Source organism: Novosphingobium aeonii (genome assembly GCF_052279045.1).
GTDB lineage: Bacteria > Pseudomonadota > Alphaproteobacteria > Sphingomonadales > Sphingomonadaceae > Novosphingobium.
In genome coordinates this window covers 1152206-1170109 of record NZ_CP176832.1, presented here as the reverse complement: position 1 = coordinate 1170109, position 17904 = coordinate 1152206, and the positions used below count along the sequence as shown (strand labels likewise).

Below are 17904 nucleotides of genomic sequence, written 5' to 3'. Positions count from 1 at the left end.
TCCTTAAACGGTACCAAGATGGCAATTATTTCCTGCAACATGGCAATTCTGGGCGGAGGCCTCGCCGGTTCGCTGATCGCGCTCGCAATGGCGCGCCACCGGCCGGACCTGCGCGTACTGTTGATCGAGCGCGGCGAAAGCCTGGGGGGCGAGCATGTCTGGTCTTTCTTCGAAAGCGATGTAGCGCCCGCGCACCGCGATCTGGTGGAACCGCTGATCGCGCGGCGCTGGCCCGGCTACGACGTCCATTTCCCCGGCTACTCGCGCCGTCTCGGCACGGCCTATGCCAGTGTGACCAGCCGCCGGCTCGACGAAGTGGTCCGCGCGGCGCTTCCCGCAGACGCCCTGCTGACCGGCGCCGAAGTGCGCCAGGCCGCTCCGACCGGCGTTATCCTGGCGGACGGGCGCGAAATCCGCGCCGATGCCGTGATCGACGCTCGCGGCGCTCACGGCCTGCCGCACATGTCCGGCGGCTGGCAGAAGTTCCTTGGCCGGATGCTGCGCCTCGCCGCGCCCCACGGGCTTGACCGGCCGGTCGTGATGGATGCCCGCGTCGCCCAGCACGACGGCTATCGCTTCATCTACTGCTTGCCTTTCTCGCCCACCGAAGTCTTCGTCGAAGATACCTACTACTCAGGGGATACCGCGCTCGACGTTGCCAGCCTGGGCGAGAGGATCGGGGATTACGCCGACGGGATGGGTTGGCACATCGAATCCGTCACTTATGAAGAGACCGGCGTGCTGCCGGTCATCGCGGGCGGTGATTTCGAGGCATTCTGGAACCACGCCGACTGGAACCATGCGGGGGGCCTGCCGGTTGCCCGTGCAGGAGTGCGGGCCGCGCTCGTCAATCCGATGACGTCCTATTCGTTTCCTGATGCCGTAAGATTCGCCATGCACGTGACCGCACTCGACAAGCTCTCCGGCGAGAGCCTAGGAAGGACAAGTCATGCATGGGCCGCAAATCACTGGCGCGGGGGGCGCTTCTACCGGATGTTGACGCGCATGTTGTTCGGCGCCGCCCGTCCCGATGAGCGGCGCGCCGTTCTCGAACGTTTCTACACCCTGCCCGAAGGACTGATCGAGCGGTTCTACGCCGGCCGCCTCACACCGGCCGACAAGGCCCGCGTGCTCTGCGGCAAGCCTCCGGTGCCGATGGGCGCGGCGATGGCCAGCCTTGCCGGGCGCGGCCACCCACTGGCGGACCTCGACCCGAAAGGCGGCAATCGATGAAGAAGGCCTGCGTCATCGGCGCCGGGTTCGGCGGCCTTTCCCTCGCCATCCGCCTGCAAAGCGCCGGGATCGACACCACCCTTGTCGAAGCGCGAGACAAAGTGGGCGGCCGAGCCTACGTCTGGGAGCGTGACGGCTTCACGTTCGACGCCGGCCCCACCGTCATCACCGATCCCGACGCCCTGCGCGAACTCTGGACGCTTTCCGGGCATGAAATGGCCGACGATGTCGACCTGATGCCGGTAATGCCGTTCTACCGGCTCAACTGGACCGACGGCGTCACGTTCGATTATTCCAACGACGAAATCGCCCTGCGCCGCGAGATCAACCGCGTCGCCCCGCGCGATGTGCCCGGCTACGACGAATTCGTGCGCTATGCCGCCGGGGTCTATCAGGAAGGCTACGTCAAGCTGGGGCACGAGGCGTTCCTGGACTTTTCCAGCATGGTCAAGGCCGCCCCGGCGCTGGCCCGCTACCAGGCCTGGCGCTCGGTCTATTCGATGGTCAGCCACTTCGTGAAGGACGAGCACCTGCGGCAGGCGCTCTCGTTCCACACCCTGCTGGTGGGCGGCAACCCGATGACCACGAGCGCGATCTACGCCCTGATCCACAAGCTGGAGAAGGACGGCGGCGTCTGGTGGGCCCGTGGCGGCACCAACAAACTGGCGCAGGGCATGGCCCGCCTGTTCGAGCGGCTGGGCGGGCAATTGCGCCTCGGCGAGAAGGTCGTGCAGATCCACACGCTCGGCGACCAGGTGACGGAGGTCGAGACGGACAGCGGCTGGAAACAGCGGTTCGATGCCATCGCCAGCAACGGCGACCTGATGCACACCTACCGCGACCTGCTCTCCGGGAACCAGCGCGGGCAGGACATGGCGCACAAGCTGAAGAAGAAGCGCTTCTCGCCAAGCCTCTTCGTGGTTCACTTCGGCCTCGAAGGCACCTGGCCCGGCATCCCGCACCACACCATCCTGTTCGGCCCGCGCTACAAGGGCCTGCTCGACGACATCTTCGAGCATGGCGTGCTGCCGCGCGACTTCTCGATCTACCTCCACCATCCGACCGTTACCGATCCCTCGATGGCGCCGGCGGGCAAGAGCACGTTCTACGCCCTCGTCCCGGTAGCCAACATGGGCAAGTTGCCGATCGACTGGGACGAAGCCGGTCCGATCCTCGAAAAGCGCGTGCTCGCCGAAGTCGGTCGCCGCCTGATCCCCGACATCGACGACCGTATCGTCACCCGGTTCCACTACGCCCCGCCTGACTTCGAGCGCGATCTGGGCGCGTATAACGGCAACGGCTTCAGCCTCGAACCGCTGCTGACGCAGAGCGCCTACTTCCGCGGCCATAACCGCGACGACAAGCTGAAGAACTTCTACCTCGTCGGCGCCGGAACGCATCCCGGCGCGGGCATTCCCGGTGTCGTCGGCTCTGCCAAGGCCACCGCCAGACTCATGCTGGATGCCCTGAAGTGAGCCGCGCGCTCCACGCCCTGAAAGTCGCCTGGGGGTGGACCGGCGTGGACTTCGCCGAAGAGGTGGCCCACAGCCTGATGGGCCACATGCTGCTAATCGACCGCGAAGGCATTTTCCACTACCTCGACCCCGATCTCCTCAGCCTGTCCCGGCTGGGCGACGAAGCCGCGGCGCAGGCCCACATGGCGCTGGACGAAACCAAGGCCATCTGGCGCGCAGACGCCCTTGTAGACGCGGCGACGCAGCGGCTCGGCTTCACCGCCACGGGGGAAGTCTACAGCCGGACGCTTTCCGCGATCCTGTCGGGCGACTATGGGCATGAAAATCTGGTCCGGATCGACCTTGTCGACCTGATCTACCTGACCGGCGACCTCGCCCGGCAGACCCGCGATCTGCCGGACGGCGCGCGGGTACAACTGAAGGCTACCTGAGTCATGAAACGCATCGCCGTCTACTGCGGCTCCGCCACCCCCGCCGATCCCCGCTACGTCCAGCTTGCCCATGACGTGGGCGCCGCCCTTGCCGCGCGCGGCATCGGCGTTGTCTATGGCGGTGGCCGCCTCGGCCTGATGGGCGCCGTGGCCGCCGGCGCGCTCACGCAGGGCGGCGAAGTGATCGGCGTGATCCCCGAAGCGCTCACCGGCGCCGGCGGCAAGGGCGGCGAAGTCGCCAATCACGATTGCACCGAGCTTTACGTCGTCAAGACCATGCACGAGCGCAAGGCGGAATTCACGCGCCTGTCGGACGGCTTCCTGGTCCTGCCCGGCGGCGTCGGCACCATGGACGAACTGTGGGAAGCGGTGAGCTGGGCCCAGCTCGGCTATCACGACAAGCCGGTGGGCGTGCTGAACTCCTTCGGCTTCTATGACGGCCTGCTCGCATTCAACCGCCACATGGCCGAAGTCGGCTTCGTTCGGCCCGCCCATCAGGGCATCATCCTGGCCGAGACCGAGCTGGACCTCCTGCTCGACCGCATGCACGCGCACGAGCCGATCGTCCCGATCGTCAGGATGGACCCCAGCACGCTGTGAGGCTTTCGGGTGCCGACTGAGAAGCTCCTCGAAGCCGCCCTGCGCGGCGCCGCCCTCCGCTCCGGGCCGCTGGACCGCGCGCACCTCGTCAAGGAGGCGCGCCGGTCCATCCGCAAGGGATCGAAGAGCTTCGCGGCGGCCAGCCGCCTGTTCGACCGCGAAACGCGCGAGCGGGTCTGGCTGCTCTACGCCTGGTGCCGCGCCTGCGACGACATCGCCGACGAACAGGACCACGGCCACGCCATCGGCCCCGTGCGGCTCGGCACCCGCCTCTCGCCCGAGGACCGGCTGGCAACCATCCGCACGCTGACCGAGCTGGCGATGGCGGGCGAAACCACCGGCACGCCCGCTTTCGACGCGCTCGGCCAGCTCATGCGCGAAGTGCCGCTGACCGCCGCCATGGTGGATGACGTGCTGGCCGGCTTCGCGCTGGATGCGGCCGACTGGCGGCCTCGCTGCGAGGCGGACATGCTGCGCTACTGCTATCACGTGGCAGGCGCGGTGGGCGTGATGATGGCGGCGGTCATGGGCGTATCGCCCGACGACGACGACACGCTGGACCGGGCCTGCGATCTCGGCATTGCCTTCCAGATCGCCAATATCGTGCGCGATGTCTGGGAGGACGACGCGCGGGGCCGCTGCTACCTGCCGGTCGAATGGCTGGTGGAGGCGGACATCCCGCCCGGCGAAGTCACCAAGCCGCACTATCGTGGCGCGCTGGTGCCGATGATCGCCCGCGCCTGCGCGCTCGCGCGGGACTATGAGGCATCGGCAAGGATCGGAGCTGCCCGGCTGGCCTTCCGCCAGCGCTGGGCGGTGCTGTCGGCCGCGAACATCTACGGCGGCATCGCCCGCGAGGTGGAGCGGCTCGGCGCCCATGCCTGGGACCACCGCGTACACACCACCCGCGCCGAAAAGCTCGCCCATGTCTGGTCCGCATGGAACGAGGCGCAGGCGGGTAATCAGAACGATCCCGACCGGATGGCGGGCGGCGGGCCGGAAAGCGCAGCCGAGCCTGCGGGCACAGCGCCCCGCCCGGCGCTGTCACGCCGCGAGCTCAGGGAAATGGGCCTGCGGAAATAGTCTGGGCTGGCGTGGCGAGTGTCGCGGGCCGGCACAGGATGCGCCATGCCCGCGAACTGTCGTCGTTGCGACGTAATTGGGTGGACCCGAAGAATTCGCGGCGAGATGCGCCCAAGGGCGATTCGCGGTCGCGAGGCGACCATGCCTTGGCCGCCGCTGTCCGGCAATCGTCGGCCATGGCAGCATTCCATCGCCTGCCCCGAAGCCGGGACGAACCGTTTTCCCGGTGGAGATCGCGGAGCTTACCAAAAAAATCCGGGAGCCTCGAACGATACCGAGCGTTGCTGCTTTGTAACGAACAAGGGAGAATCGCCATGCTCTTCACCATTGCCGCCATCCTGCTGGTCCTGTGGCTGCTCGGCTTCGTGGTGTTCCACGTGTCCAGCGCGCTGATCCACGTCCTGCTGGTGATCGCCATCGTCGTGGGCCTCGTCCAGCTGTTTCGCGGCGGCCGGGCCGTCTAGCCCTCAGGCAGGTAAGCGGGGGGCACCGGCTCCCCGTATTACCGAATAAAGGCCCCTCGCTCAGGGCCGCTTGCCTGGGGGATAGTAGCCGGCAGGATAGTTGAGGCGCCGGAACAGGCGGCCTCGCTCGGAATAGAGCACGAAGACAAGCGCCGTCAGCCCCGCTGCCACCATCGAGCCCAGGATCGGTCCGGGCGTGCCGTCGTAGGCCTGCCCGATCAACGCACCCAGAACCGCGCCCATCACCATCCGCACGAACGACATGATCGAGGCTGCTGCCCCTGCCGTGCGCGCGAAAGGCTGGATCGCGATCGACTGGAAGTTCGAGCCGATGAAGCTCATCATGCACATGGAGAAGGTCATGAGCGGGACAAAGACCCACAGCGTCTCCCCGTTCAGGGCCAGCACGAAGTGCAGCACCGAACTGGCGATATAGCCGAACAGCGCCGTCTGCGACACGCGCCGCGCACCGAAGCGCTGGACGATACGCGAATTGGCGAAGTTGGTCATGGCCATGACCAGCGCCATGCCGCCGAACACCGCCGGGAAGAAGAACCCCGCGCCGAAGTGCTCCGCCACCAGCTGCTGGGCACTGTTGATGTAGCCGAACATCGCCCCCTGCACGAAAGCGACGCCGAACAGGTAGCCCACCGCCTCGCGCGTGCGCAGGGTCAGCGCCATGTTGGTGGCGATCACCCGGGGCCGGATTTCCTGCCGGTAATCGGGGTGCAAGGTCTCCGGCAGGCGGAAGGCCGTCCATGCGTAGACACAGGCACCCAGCACGCTGATGAGGCCGAAGATCCAGCGCCAGCCGGCAACCAGCATCACGCCCTGCCCCACCATCGGCGCGATCATCGGCACGACCATGAAGGTCATCGACACCAGCGACTGCATGCTGGCCATGCGATCGCCTTCGAACCGGTCGCGAATGACGGTCATCGGCATGACCATCAGCGCGGACGTGCAAAGTCCTGCCACCGCGCGCGCCGCCAGCATCATCGGAAAGCTGGTGACCAGCGCGCAGGCCAGAGCGCTCAGCACATAGGCGCAGATCGCGAAAAGCAGCACGGGGCGGCGGCCGTAACGGTCCGCCAACGCGCCGGGAACCAGCGAGCCGAGCCCGGTGCAGATCAGGAACACGCCGACGATCAGCTGCCGCTGGTTGGGGTCAGGGACCGCCAGGTCACGGCTGATCTCGCCGAGCGCGGGCAACATGATGTCGATCGAGAGCGCCTGAAGTGCCTGCAGGGCGGCCATGAGGGCGACGAACTCGACCCCCCGCATCGGAAAGGGCGCGGGATTCGCTGTGTCGGAGGTCATGCACGGCGCATTGCAGCACTTGCGCCGCAGTGGCCAGCAATTTCGCGCCGCGGATAGCGCTTTTCCCGGCGCAGGGACTATATCTGCCGCCATGTCATCGCGCGAAGCAGAATCGGCAGAGGGCCGCGAGGCCGACGGCCTGCGCAAGGTGATCCATGTCGACATGGACGCGTTCTACGCCAGCGTGGAGCAGCGCGACGATCCCTCGCTGCGGGGCAAGCCGGTGGCGGTGGGCGGTTCCTCCCTGCGCGGCGTGGTGGCGGCGGCCAGCTACGAAGCGCGAAAGTTCGGCGTGCGCTCCGCCATGCCTTCCGCCCGCGCGGCGCGGCTCTGCCCTGACCTGATCTTCCGCAAACCCCGTTTCGAGGTCTACCGCGAGGTCAGCCAGCAGATCCGCGCGATCTTCCACGAGTATACCCCCCACGTGGAGCCGCTCTCGCTTGACGAAGCCTATCTCGACGTCACCGCCGACCTCAGGGGAATCGGGTCAGCCACCCGCATCGCCGAGGAGATCCGCCGCCGCATCAAGGCCGAAACCGGGCTTACCGCCAGCGCCGGGGTGTCCTACAACAAGTTCATCGCCAAGCTCGCCAGCGACCAGAACAAGCCTGACGGTCTCTGCGTGATCCGCCCCGACCAGGGCGCGCAGTTCGTGGCGAGCCTGCCGGTACGCCGCTTTCACGGCGTCGGCCCGCGCGGCGCGGAAAAGATGGCCCGCCTCGGCATCGAGACCGGCGCGGACCTGCGCGAAAAGGACATCGCCTTCCTGCGCGCCCATTTCGGCAGCTTTGCGGAGTATCTCTATCAGGCCGCCCGGGGCGTGGACCTGCGACAGGTGCGCGCCAACCGCCCGAGAAAATCGGTCGGCGGGGAGCGCACCTTCTTCGATAATATCCAGGGCACCGAGGCCCTGCGCGAAACGCTGGACAACATCGTAGACATCGTCTGGGACCGCATCGAGCGCGCCGAGACCCGTGGCCGTACCGTCACGCTCAAGCTGCGCTACGCCGACTTCCAGACCCTCACCCGCGCCCGCTCGCTCCATCATTTCGTGGCCGACAAGGCGGAATTCTCCGCACTCGGTCATGGACTGCTGGAGGAACTGCTGCCGCTGCCGCAACCGATCCGCCTGATGGGCCTGACCCTCTCCGCCCTCGAACGCGGGGAAGAGGACGTTCGCCCGGCCAGGGATGGGCAGCTTTCGCTTCTTTAGGCCTGGACTTTCACCCCTGCCTGACGAGCACGATCCGGGCGCCGGCTTCGCCCGCCAGCCGGTCAACTTCCCGATATCCAAGCTTTCGGGCCAGCCCGAGCGAAGGCAGATTCGCCTCAGCAATCACGCAGGCGGTGCGGCGGGGGCCGCGTCCCTCGAACCACGCGATCGCGGCCCGGCCTGCCTCGCTCCCATAGCCCAGCCCGTGAAACCCCGATGCCAGCGTCCACGTCATCTCGATCTCGGTCTCCGCCAGAGGTCCAAGATCGCGCAGGAAGCGTGCATGCCCCAGCTTGCCGACGTAACGGCCCGAAGCTCTCTCCAGAACCGTGAACTGGCCGAAACCCTCCAGCGTCCAGTGCCCCACGTCTCGCTGAAACCGCGCCCATGCCTCGGTACGCAGGAGCGGACTGCCTCCGATATGGGCGACCACCAGCGGATCGCAGAACATCTGCCGCATGGGCTCGAAATCCCCCCGCTCTGGCGGGCGAAGGCAGAGACGCTCGGTCTCCAGCATGATCCCCGCATCAGGCATATTCGGCGATCCACTGCGCCAGTTCGGCGGGAAGCCGCGCCGGTATCCGATCGGGCAGCGCCCCCAGCGGGAAGAACCGCGCCTCCACGAGTTCGCGGCCATCCACGCGCGGCACATCGTTGGTCCTGCCGGCAACGACATGGACATGATTGCTCGCGCCGACGAGATCCTCGGTGACGAGAACGAGCAGGCGAACATCCGCAAGCGCGCAGCCGGTCTCTTCCAGCAGTTCCCGCCGTCCGGCGGAGAGCGCATCTTCACCGCGATTGAGCCCGCCGCCGGGGGGCATCCAGCGGCCGGAGCCATAGGAATGCCGCACCAGCAGCACCCGGCCTTCACCATCGAGCGCAAGCACGCGCACGCCGTGCAGTTCCGGCCGCCACACCTTCCACACCTGCCGCCGGCCCCAGTGTGCCGCGCGGTAAAGCGTACGGTGGAGCGGCGCCGGAAGCCGGTGCAGCAGCCAGTTCAGCAGAAACACGTGACCTTGTGCCGCGCCGCGCGCAGCAGCCGGGCAACCGGCAGATCGTGCTCGCCCTTGACCGCGGCATCGAAGACCGCGCGCTTGTCAGCGCCGCGGATCACGAACATCAGCTCGTCGCTGTCCGTCAGCGCCGGGATGGTCAGGCTTAGCCGGTCGAAGGGCGCCTCGGGCGGCAACGGATCGGGCGTAAGGCGGCGGATTTCGCGGGGATCGTCGATCTGCGGATCGGTGTTCGGGAACAGCGAGGCGATATGCCCGTCACCGCCCATGCCAAGCCAGGCGACCGCGAAATGCGGCGGCCGAGCCTGTTCGGTCAGCGCCACGACGCGCGCGCCCACAGGCTCGAGCCTTGCCCGGATCTTGCCGACATTGCTGGCGGGGTGATCCTCGTCAACGATGCGATCGTCCCCCGGCCAGACCGAGATGCGGTGCCAGGGAAGGTCCATCTCCGCCAACCGGTCGAAAATCGGGAAAGGCGTCGAACCGCCGGGCACGGTGATCGCGATGTCGTCGGGACTGGTTGCAAGAGCAGCCTTGAGGCGCTCCGCGAACCAAGCGGCAATGGCGCCATCGTCGGCACCTTCGATGATTTCGAGTTTCGGCATGAGCTGGACTTAGGCCGGTTTTTGTCTCTGCGCGAGGAGAGACTTCGGGTTCGGTCCGCGTTGGCGGTGCCGAAATGCCGGTGCGACCGGCTCGCCACGGCTGTAGCGAGCCGGTCGCACATTCTCAGGCAAGAATCTCGCGAAGGAACCAGGCGCGCTGTTCGGCCTGATCGGTCCAGTCATCGATGATGCCGTCGGTGGCATTGTCGCCTGCTTCGCCTGCCAGTTCCTTGGTTTCCTTCAGCGTGGCGACGTAAGCGGTGTTGTCCTCGAACAGTTGCTTGACCATGCCCTGCGCGTCGAGCGAGGTGTCATCCTCGTCCTTTACGGAAGTCTTGGCGGCGATCGAGCCGATGGAGGTCAGGGTGGTGCCGCCCAGCTTGCGGACACGCTCGGCGATCAGGTCGGTCAGGCCGAAAATCTCGGTTGCCTGGGTATCGAACAGCAGGTGCAGGTCATGGAACTGCGGGCCGCGAACATGCCAGTGGAAGTTCTTCGTCTTGACGTAAAGCGCGAAGGTGTCGGCGAGCAGCCCGTTCAGGCTGTCGATCAGAGCGGCCTTGGAATTGTCCTTGGAAGTCATGCCGTGTTTCCCTCGTTGCTGTTCGGCCTATGCCGTCCGGTGAACTATGTAGATTTGTGAACGCGGAAGTGAACCCCCGGTTCTCTATCAATTTCCGATCAGAGTATCGAAGATTCCCGAAGGAACAGCATGAGCGCAGCGCAGACCAGCAGGAGGCCGACGCCCCGCCTGATCCAGCCCGCCGCCGGAGCGCTCGAAAACTGCGGGAAGGCCCAGGCCATCCCCGCCAGTATCCCGCCGCCCAGCGCGCCTGCCACCCCGGATGCCACAGGCGCTGCCATACCCACGCCCATGGCGAAGACGATGAACCGGGCGGCATCGGCGATCTGGCTGGCCAGCAGCACCAGCAGCAGTGCGCCGAGCGAATTGGTGGGCTCCTTCGGCCGGCGGCGCGGGACTAGGATCAGGGACTCAAGCCCGGCAAGACCCACGGCGAATGCGGCGAAGATCATCCGTGCCGGAGGCGGTAGCTGGGCGAGCATGAAAGCCGCCGCCCATGCCGCACCCGCGGCGGTCAGCCCTGCACTGAGCAGGGCCGCCAGCAGGACACCGGGCCGCTGCCCCTGCCTTGCGGCGAGGCCGGATATGGTCATCTGGTCCCGCGCACCGAAACCGGCGAGCAGGACGGCGATGAAAGTCAGGTAGAAAGCGGGCATCCGGCTTCCCGCGAAGGCGCCGCTGCCGTCAGCCCGCCTTCTGGCAGGCGACGATCGCGGCGACGACGTTGGCGGTATCGGCGGGATCGCGCACGCAGATCGTGTCGAGCCCCATGGCCTTGGCCGGATAGTCGTTGCCACCGGGGAAGATGGCATCGCCGATGAACAGCATGTCGGCTTCGGCCACGCCGCTATGTTCGGCAAGCCGCTTGAGCCCCCAGGCCTTGTCCACGCCCGGCTGGGTCACGTCCACCGAAGTGGCACCGCCGAGATTGACCGAGACGCCGGGCAGGCGCTTCACGAGATCGGCCTGGATCACCTTGCGCTTGGCGAAGTCCGGGTCCCAGAGCTCCTTGGCATGAAGCGGAGCCTGCTGGCCCAGGGCGGAGAAAGTGATCTGGCTGCCGCGATCCTCGATCCGCTCACCCCAGGTTTCCTCGGGCGTGAAGCCGGTGGCGGCAAGCGAAGCGTCGAACGCTTCGAGAATCTCGCGCTTCTGTTCTTCAGTGAACAGTTCGGCATAGACCGGCGTCCAGGCGCCGTCGCGGTGGACGTAGAGCTTGGCGCCGCTGGTCGGCATGAGCCAGAGCCGCGAACGATCGGCATCGGCGGGAAGACGGCTGGCCACCTGCTTGTCGAACTGCGGCCAGTCCCCTCCGGAGATCACGGCAACTTGCGCCACTTCGAGCAGCCGCGCCATGAGTTCGGCCATTTCGTCGGTCAACGGCTGCTTGCTCAGCGCCAGGGTCCCGTCGAGGTCGAACGCTACGATCTGCTTCATTTCATGCCTTCCGCGATGCGATAATCCGGGCCCCTGCCATCATCCGGCCGGGAAAGAAATGTCGGACCTGCACCATTACGATGACAAATCCCCTACCGTTGCTCCCGATGTCCGGCCCCCGGACCCGGGCGCCTGCCGTCCCTTACTGGTTGACGGCACCGGATAGCTTGCCGACCTTTTGCACACCTTGGACGGTGGTGACCAGTATGTCGTTTCCATCGACGACGACGACGACGTTTTCGAGGCCGATGACCGAGACGCGCGGTCCGTCGCTGTCGACCAGGACATTGCGGCAATCCACCAGTTCCGCATCACCCGCGCCGCGCACCGCGTTGCCGTGGTCGTCGCGATCGAGCGCTTCGTGCAGGGCGTGCCAGTTGCCGATGTCCGACCACTCCATGTCGGCCGGCACCAGCGCCGCGCGGCGGGTGTTTTCCATCACCGCATAGTCCACCGAATCGCTTTCCACCTCGGCGAAAGTCGCCGCGTCGGGATGGAAGCGGTGGCCGTCGAGCGTGCCTTTCGCCACGGCCTCGCGCACCTTGGCGGCGATCTGCGGGCGGTGCGCGGCGAGTTCGGCCATGAAATCGCTCACCCGGAAAGCGAAGATGCCTCCGTTCCAGGCGTAATTGCCCTCAGCCAGGAAGGCGCGGGCGCGTTCGAGATCAGGCTTCTCGACGAACTGGGCCGTGCGGAAACCGGGCGTGCCCTCGATCGCCTCGCCGCGCCTGAGGTAGCCGAAGCCGGTTTCCGGCGCGGTCGCCTCGATGCCGAAGGACACCAGCCAGCCGTCCCTGGCAAGCGCGGCGGCAGCAGCCGCGGCACGGGCAAACACGTCCGGGCGGCCGATATGGTGGTCGCTCGGGCAGACCAGCATCACCGCGTCATCCGGCAGGCGGCAGGCGGCCAGCGCGATGGCGGCAGCGGTGTTGCGCGCGGCCGGCTCCACGATCACCGAGGCACCTTCCTGCCCGTGAAGCTGCGCCTCGACATGTTCGAGGTGCTGCCGTCCCGTCACCACCACCGGCGCCGCGAAACCCAGATCCGGCGGGCAGCGCGACACCGTCGCCTCGAACAGCGTGCTCTCTCCCACCAACGGCAGGAAAGGCTTGGGCTTGGCAACGCGGCTGCGCGGCCAAAGCCGCGTGCCGCTGCCTCCGCACAGAATAACTGGAACGATCTGGGACATGGGGCTCGATGAATGCCAGGGAAGTCTGGCTTTCGCTGTGCCAATACTAGCCCCTCGCCGGATTGCATAGAGGACTCGAAGCGACCTTCCACATCGGCCGGAACCCTGCCCCATCCCGTTCGTTTGACCCTTCTCCGGCGCCGCTGCCCCCGGCGGATAACGCCCAACCTCGACCGGATCGGCCGCTTTTCGGGTGGCCATCCTCTTCCGAAGGTGCAAGACTGACCATAATGACCGATCCAGGCGAATGTCCCTCGCTGGCGGAACATGGCGCTTTTCCGCGCGATCTGCCCCCTCCTCTGCCGCTTGGCGCGGCCGTGCCCACGGCTCTGTTCCTCGATTTCGACGGCACGCTCGTGGAAATCGCGGACCATCCCGACGACGTGATCGTCTCTCCGCATCTGCCCGACCTGATCGCGCGACTGGCCGATCGGCTGGACGGCCGGCTCGCGCTCATCACCGGCCGTTCGCTGGAATCGCTGGAGGAGATGCTGGGCCATCTCGATGTCGCTGCGGCAGGTTCGCACGGCGGTGAGTTCAGACCGGCAGGCAGCCGCGAAATCCTTCCCCTTGCCGAGCCGCTGCCAAAGGCCGTCGTCGACCGTCTCTCCGCTTTCGCGGCCGACAACGGCGGCCTCCTCGTCGAACCCAAGCCCTTCAGCATCGCCGTGCATTACCGCCGCCACCCCGAAGCCCTGCCCGGCCTGCTCGCCTGCGCCGACGAGACCGGCAGGGAGTTCGGGCTCAGGACGAAGCACGGCAAGCAGGTTATCGAGCTGTCCATGCCCGGTTCCGACAAGGGCAGCGCCGTCGCACGCTTCATGCAGATGCCGCCCTTCCTCGGCGCTCGCCCCGTCTTCATCGGCGACGACGTGACTGACGAGGACGCCTTCGCAGCCGTCGCCCGCCTCGGCGGAGACGGCATCCTTGCGGGGCCGATGCGCGAAACGCTCGCCCATGCCCGGCTCGGCGGCGTCAGCGCGGTGCACGCGTGGCTCGAAACCATCATTCACGATCACGACCAGGAGAACAGCCGAACATGAGCTCGCTCGAACTCTGGCCCATCGGCAATTGCCAGGTCTCAGGCCTGATCGACACCAGCGGCGCGCTCGTTTGGGGCTGCGTCCCCCGCGTGGACGGCGACCCGACGTTCTGTGCCCTGCTGCGCGGCCCGGAAGGCCAGGACGCGGGAACCTGGCGCTTCGAACTGGAAAACCAGGTCTCCGTCACCCAGCGTTACTCGCGCAATACCCCGATCCTCATCACCAGGCTGGAAGATGCGCAGGGCGGCGCGGTGGAAGTGATCGACTTCTGCCCGCGTTTCGAACGATCGGGCCGCACGTATCGGCCGGTCGCCTATGCGCGTATCGTCCGTCCGGTGGCGGGCTCGCCGCGCATCCGCACGGTGCTCACGCCGATGAGCGGCTACGGCGCCCAGCTTGCCGCCATCACGCGCGGCTCCAATCACATCCGCTACCTGGTGGAGCGCAACACCCTGCGCCTCACCACCGATGCCCCGATCGGCTACGTTCTCGACGAACGCTACTTCCGGCTGGAAACGACGCTACACTTCTTCCTCGGCCCCGACGAACCCTTCAGCGGCGATGTCGAACACGAGATGGAATCGATGCTGCGCCACACCGGCGACTACTGGCGGCTGTGGGTGCGCGGCCTCGCCACCCCGCTCGACTGGCAGGACGCGGTGATCCGCGCCGCCATCACGCTCAAGCTCTGCCAGCATGAGGAAACCGGTGCGATCGTCGCCGCGCTCACCACTTCCATCCCGGAAGCGCCCGGCAGCCAGCGCAACTGGGACTACCGATACTGCTGGATCCGTGACGCCTACTACACGGTGCAGGCCCTCAACCATCTCGGCGCACTGGACGTGCTGGAGCGGTATCTCGCCTATCTGCGCAACATCGTCGACGATGCCGAGGGCGGTGCGATCCAGCCGCTTTACGCGGTGAGCGGCGCGCGCGAGATCATCGAATGGGAAGCTCCCGACCTTTCCGGCTATCGCGGCATGGGGCCGGTCCGGGTCGGCAACGCCGCCTATTATCAGGTCCAGAACGACTGCTACGGCCAGATCGTCCTGCCCGCGATACAGGCCTTTTCCGACCAGCGCCTGCTGCGTATCGCCACGCCCGAGGATTTCGCCAGCCTCGAACAGGTCGGCGAACTGGCCTGGCAGACGCACGACCAGCCTGACGCCGGCCTCTGGGAACTGCGCACGCGCACGGCCGTCCACACTTATTCCAGCGTCATGAGCTGGGCCGCCTGTGACCGTCTGGCCAATGCCGCCGAGTTCCTCGGGCTCGACGAGCGGGCCGCAATCTGGCGCGAACGCGCGGCCACGGTGCGCAAGCACATCGACGAACACGCCTGGCACAAGATCGAGGCACCGGACTTCGACGACAGCGGCGCGGGAGGTCACTATGCCGCCAGCTTCGGCGGCTCGCAGCTCGATGCCAGCCTGCTGCAGATGGTCGAGCTGCGCTATGTCGAGGCCGAAGACCCGCGCTTCCGCGCCACGCTCCAGGCCGTGCAGAAGGCGCTGCGCCGGGGCGAACACATGCTTCGCTACGACAGCGAGGACGATTTCGGCCTGCCAGAGACCGCCTTCAACATCTGCACCTTCTGGCTGATCGAGGCGCTCCATCGCAGCGGCCAGGACGAGGAGGCGCGCCGCCTGTTCGAGGCGATGCTGGATCATCGCACCAGATCGGGCCTCCTTTCGGAGGATATGGATTTCGAAACCGGCGAACTGTGGGGGAACTTTCCGCAGACCTATTCGCTAGTAGGTATCATCAATTGTGCCGGGCAGCTGTCCCGGTCTTGGCGGGACTGGCGATAGCCGGCCCCGCAAAACGCGTCTTCCGCACATCTGGTCGGCGCGGCACAGGGGATTTGAAATGAGCAGACTGATCGTCATCTCCAACCGGGTATCGGTTCCCAAGGCAGCGGGAGCCGCCGGGGCGCAGGGAGGACTGGCAGTGGCGCTCAATTCGGCACTGCGCGAACATGGCGGCATCTGGTTCGGCTGGTCGGGGCAGGAAACCGAGGAGTTCACCGGCCACCTCGACATGCAACGCAACGACGGCATCACCACGGCTACGATCGATCTCGAACCGCAGGACATCGACGAATATTACAACGGCTACGCCAACCGCACGCTCTGGCCGCTGTTCCACTACCGCATCGACCTGACCGAGTACGACCGCAACTTCGGCGAGGGCTACGAACGCGTAAATGCCCGTTTCGCCGATGCCGTCCTGCCGCTGATCGAGGAAGAGGACCTGGTCTGGGTCCATGATTACCATCTGCTTCCGCTCGGATCGCTGCTGCGCGGAAAAGGCGTGAGGAACCGGATGGGCCTGTTCCTCCACACGCCCTGGCCGCCCACCCGTCTGCTGGTTTCGCTGCCCTTCCACGAACGTCTGGTTGCCTCGATGCTGGAATACGACGTGATCGGCTTCCAGAACACCGAATGGCTCGAAAGCTTTCTCCACTACGTGCAGAAAGAGATGGGCCTTAAGGTCAATCTCGACAATTCGGTGGAGTACAAGGGCCGCAAGGTCATCGCCCGCGCCTTCCCGATCGGCATAGACTTTGCCGAGTTCACCGAAGCCGCCGCCGGGCCGGAAGCCCGCGAAGCCCACGACCGGCTCAAGTCCAGTGTGCGCGGTCGCAAGATCCTGATCGGCGTGGACCGGCTCGACTATTCCAAGGGCCTGGGCGAACGCTTCGAGGCCTTCGGGCGCTTCCTGGCGGATTACCCCGATCAGGCCGGCGATGCCGTGCTGCTCCAGATCGCACCGCCATCGCGCGGGGACGTCGCCAGCTACCAGCAGATTCGCGAAGACCTCGAACGCAAGACCGGGCACATCAACGGCGCTTATGCCGATGTGGCGTTCGTGCCCATCCGTTACGTCAACCGGGGTTTCCCGCGCGATCAGCTCGCCGGGTTCTACCGCGCGGCGGACATCGGCCTTGTCACTCCCCTGCGCGACGGGATGAACCTCGTGGCGAAGGAATATATCGCGGCGCAGGATCCGGAGAACCCCGGCGTGCTGATCCTGTCGCAGTTCGCCGGCGCCGCGCATCAGCTCAAGGATGCGCTGCTGGTGAACCCGCACTCGATCGAGCATGTCGCCGAAAACATCAAGAAGGCGCTCGAAATGCCGCTGGCCGAACGCAAGAAGCGCCATGCGAAACTCCTTGCCTCTGTGCGCGACAATGACGTGCAGCGCTGGCGCGAAGACTTCCTCGGCGCCCTTTATGGCAAGGCCAGGGGCAAGACCCCCACGCCGCAGGACGAAGTCGCCTGAAGCATTCGGCCTAACCCATAAGAACAGGCGTCCGTCATGAAATCGGCTGCCATCATCAAAACGACACTCGCCTGCAACCAATCTGACCTTTAAACGGGCTATAGGAGAGTGTGCGGGATACCGATCCCGCTGATCCCCGGAAGAATGCCGGGGATCGCACGAATGACAACAAGGAGCCCGGACGATCCGGGCAGCGTGATGAGGATGGGCATGATTCTCTACGGGGAATGCATCGGCGCGCACGGTTCCGCGCGAGTCCGCATTTCGGACCTTGCCGATCTTGGCTGCGATCTGGAAGCGGAAGCGCTTCCCTGCGCGCTTGATGGCGATTTCTCGCTATGGATCGGCGCGATCGGTCCCCTGCCGGCAACGGTGGCGAAGAAGGACACGAGCAACCTCGAAATTCGCTTCAAGGAACCGCTCGACACCCGCATCGTGGAGCATTTCCGCGGTCGCTGACCACGGCTATTCCCGGTTTTCTATCGCTTCAGGCGCAACCGGCTCCTCGCGACCTTCGCCCATGTCTTTGTCCATCACCGTCTCGCCCGCATTGCGCCCCGCAAAGCGACTAGCGCCGATATAGAGGACCGTCGGCCACAGCAGCGTGTTGAACAGGTCGTAACCGGTATCCCGAAGTTTCCACGGACGATCGATCGGCCACATCGAGATGATGTCGGCCCCCTCGGTGCCCAGCGCCACCACCCAGAGCAGCGCCAGCGCCCAGCCACTGGCGATACCCCGTCGCGACACGAATGCCAGGAACAGGAAGAGCAGCATCCCGCCGTGGATGTGAATCACCGCACGGATCACCTGATCCTTGGGAACCAGCAGATTCTTCAGGCTTTCCCAATCGGCAACGAGGGCGAGGATGTGATTCAAGCAGGCGTTTCCCGGATAGGTCGTTGTTGAAGGCAAAGTTGGGGC

The 17904-nt window shown here is 66.1% G+C and carries 20 protein-coding genes; 11 read left to right on the top strand and 9 right to left on the bottom strand.

What is annotated here, in order from left to right:
- The first annotated feature begins 18 nt into the window (after positions 1-18).
- From crtY to ACLIMP_RS05825, 6 genes are all read left to right on the top strand, one after another.
- A complete protein-coding gene (crtY, locus tag ACLIMP_RS05850; protein WP_443478103.1) occupies positions 19-1233 on the top strand; it encodes a lycopene beta-cyclase CrtY in 1215 nt (404 codons plus the stop codon).
- Positions 1230-2708, top strand: a complete 1479-nt coding sequence (locus ACLIMP_RS05845) for a phytoene desaturase (RefSeq protein ID WP_132469920.1) — start codon at positions 1230-1232, stop codon at positions 2706-2708. The genes crtY and ACLIMP_RS05845 overlap by 4 nt, the downstream gene beginning before the upstream one ends.
- Entirely contained in the window at positions 2705-3139 is a 435-nt protein-coding gene (locus ACLIMP_RS05840) for a hypothetical protein (RefSeq protein WP_054436502.1), read from the top strand. The genes ACLIMP_RS05845 and ACLIMP_RS05840 overlap by 4 nt, the downstream gene beginning before the upstream one ends.
- A gap of 3 nt (positions 3140-3142) precedes the next feature.
- Positions 3143-3739 (top strand): LOG family protein, encoded by a 597-nt coding sequence (locus tag ACLIMP_RS05835; protein WP_054436504.1) that lies wholly within the window; start codon positions 3143-3145, stop codon positions 3737-3739.
- Positions 3740-3808: 69 nt separating this feature from the next.
- Complete coding sequence (locus ACLIMP_RS05830; protein ID WP_324699004.1) at positions 3809-4822, top strand: phytoene/squalene synthase family protein; 1014 nt, start codon at positions 3809-3811, stop codon at positions 4820-4822.
- Between the two features lie 314 nt (positions 4823-5136).
- Positions 5137-5286: a lmo0937 family membrane protein gene (locus ACLIMP_RS05825; RefSeq protein ID WP_132268417.1), complete on the top strand. Its 150-nt coding sequence runs from the start codon at positions 5137-5139 to the stop codon at positions 5284-5286.
- A gap of 60 nt (positions 5287-5346) precedes the next feature.
- Here the strand turns inward: ACLIMP_RS05825 and ACLIMP_RS05820 are convergent, their stop codons facing one another.
- The gene (locus ACLIMP_RS05820) at positions 5347-6606 is read right to left on the bottom strand and encodes a multidrug effflux MFS transporter (RefSeq protein WP_443478102.1); all 1260 of its coding nucleotides are present in this window, start codon (positions 6604-6606) and stop codon (positions 5347-5349) included.
- Between the two features lie 91 nt (positions 6607-6697).
- On the opposite strand from ACLIMP_RS05820, the gene dinB reads away from it, so the two are divergent.
- Positions 6698-7819 (top strand): DNA polymerase IV, encoded by a 1122-nt coding sequence (dinB, locus tag ACLIMP_RS05815; RefSeq protein WP_324698132.1) that lies wholly within the window; start codon positions 6698-6700, stop codon positions 7817-7819.
- Between the two features lie 10 nt (positions 7820-7829).
- On the opposite strand, the gene ACLIMP_RS05810 is transcribed toward dinB, so the two are convergent.
- The 7 genes from ACLIMP_RS05810 to ACLIMP_RS05780 all read right to left on the bottom strand — a co-directional run bounded on the left by ACLIMP_RS05810 (position 7830) and on the right by ACLIMP_RS05780 (position 12652).
- On the bottom strand, positions 7830-8354 hold the full coding sequence (locus tag ACLIMP_RS05810; protein WP_185998027.1) for a GNAT family N-acetyltransferase: 525 nt from the start codon (positions 8352-8354) through the stop codon (positions 7830-7832).
- Positions 8347-8835, bottom strand: a complete 489-nt coding sequence (locus ACLIMP_RS05805) for an NUDIX domain-containing protein (RefSeq protein ID WP_324698130.1) — start codon at positions 8833-8835, stop codon at positions 8347-8349. Before ACLIMP_RS05805 ends, ACLIMP_RS05810 begins: the two co-directional genes overlap by 8 nt.
- Positions 8823-9443, bottom strand: coding sequence for a 6-phosphogluconolactonase (locus tag ACLIMP_RS05800; protein WP_324698128.1), 621 nt, complete (start codon positions 9441-9443; stop codon positions 8823-8825). Before ACLIMP_RS05800 ends, ACLIMP_RS05805 begins: the two co-directional genes overlap by 13 nt.
- A 124-nt stretch (positions 9444-9567) precedes the next feature.
- On the bottom strand, positions 9568-10026 hold the full coding sequence (locus ACLIMP_RS05795) for a Dps family protein (protein ID WP_054436512.1): 459 nt from the start codon (positions 10024-10026) through the stop codon (positions 9568-9570).
- A gap of 98 nt (positions 10027-10124) precedes the next feature.
- Positions 10125-10682 carry a hypothetical protein gene (locus ACLIMP_RS05790; RefSeq protein WP_324698126.1) on the bottom strand — a complete coding sequence of 186 codons (558 nt, stop codon included), beginning with the start codon at positions 10680-10682 and terminating at the stop codon, positions 10125-10127.
- 28 nt (positions 10683-10710) lie between these two features.
- A complete protein-coding gene (locus ACLIMP_RS05785) occupies positions 10711-11463 on the bottom strand; it encodes an HAD-IIB family hydrolase (protein ID WP_054436516.1) in 753 nt (250 codons plus the stop codon).
- A 142-nt stretch (positions 11464-11605) separates the two neighbouring features.
- Complete coding sequence (locus ACLIMP_RS05780) at positions 11606-12652, bottom strand: mannose-1-phosphate guanylyltransferase (protein ID WP_443478101.1); 1047 nt, start codon at positions 12650-12652, stop codon at positions 11606-11608.
- A 230-nt stretch (positions 12653-12882) separates the two neighbouring features.
- On the opposite strand from ACLIMP_RS05780, the gene otsB reads away from it, so the two are divergent.
- The 4 genes from otsB to ACLIMP_RS05760 all read left to right on the top strand — a co-directional run bounded on the left by otsB (position 12883) and on the right by ACLIMP_RS05760 (position 17439).
- On the top strand, positions 12883-13695 hold the full coding sequence (gene otsB / locus ACLIMP_RS05775; RefSeq protein WP_324698122.1) for a trehalose-phosphatase: 813 nt from the start codon (positions 12883-12885) through the stop codon (positions 13693-13695).
- Positions 13692-15506, top strand: coding sequence for a glycoside hydrolase family 15 protein (locus ACLIMP_RS05770; RefSeq protein ID WP_132469400.1), 1815 nt, complete (start codon positions 13692-13694; stop codon positions 15504-15506). The genes otsB and ACLIMP_RS05770 overlap by 4 nt, the downstream gene beginning before the upstream one ends.
- Before the next feature lie 58 nt (positions 15507-15564).
- Entirely contained in the window at positions 15565-16980 is a 1416-nt protein-coding gene (gene otsA / locus ACLIMP_RS05765; protein ID WP_054436544.1) for an alpha,alpha-trehalose-phosphate synthase (UDP-forming), read from the top strand.
- Positions 16981-17142: 162 nt separating this feature from the next.
- On the top strand, positions 17143-17439 hold the full coding sequence (locus ACLIMP_RS05760; protein ID WP_231635786.1) for a hypothetical protein: 297 nt from the start codon (positions 17143-17145) through the stop codon (positions 17437-17439).
- Between the two features lie 6 nt (positions 17440-17445).
- On the opposite strand, the gene ACLIMP_RS05755 is transcribed toward ACLIMP_RS05760, so the two are convergent.
- On the bottom strand, positions 17446-17859 hold the full coding sequence (locus ACLIMP_RS05755; protein WP_324698117.1) for a hypothetical protein: 414 nt from the start codon (positions 17857-17859) through the stop codon (positions 17446-17448).
- Positions 17860-17904: the final 45 nt, after the last annotated feature.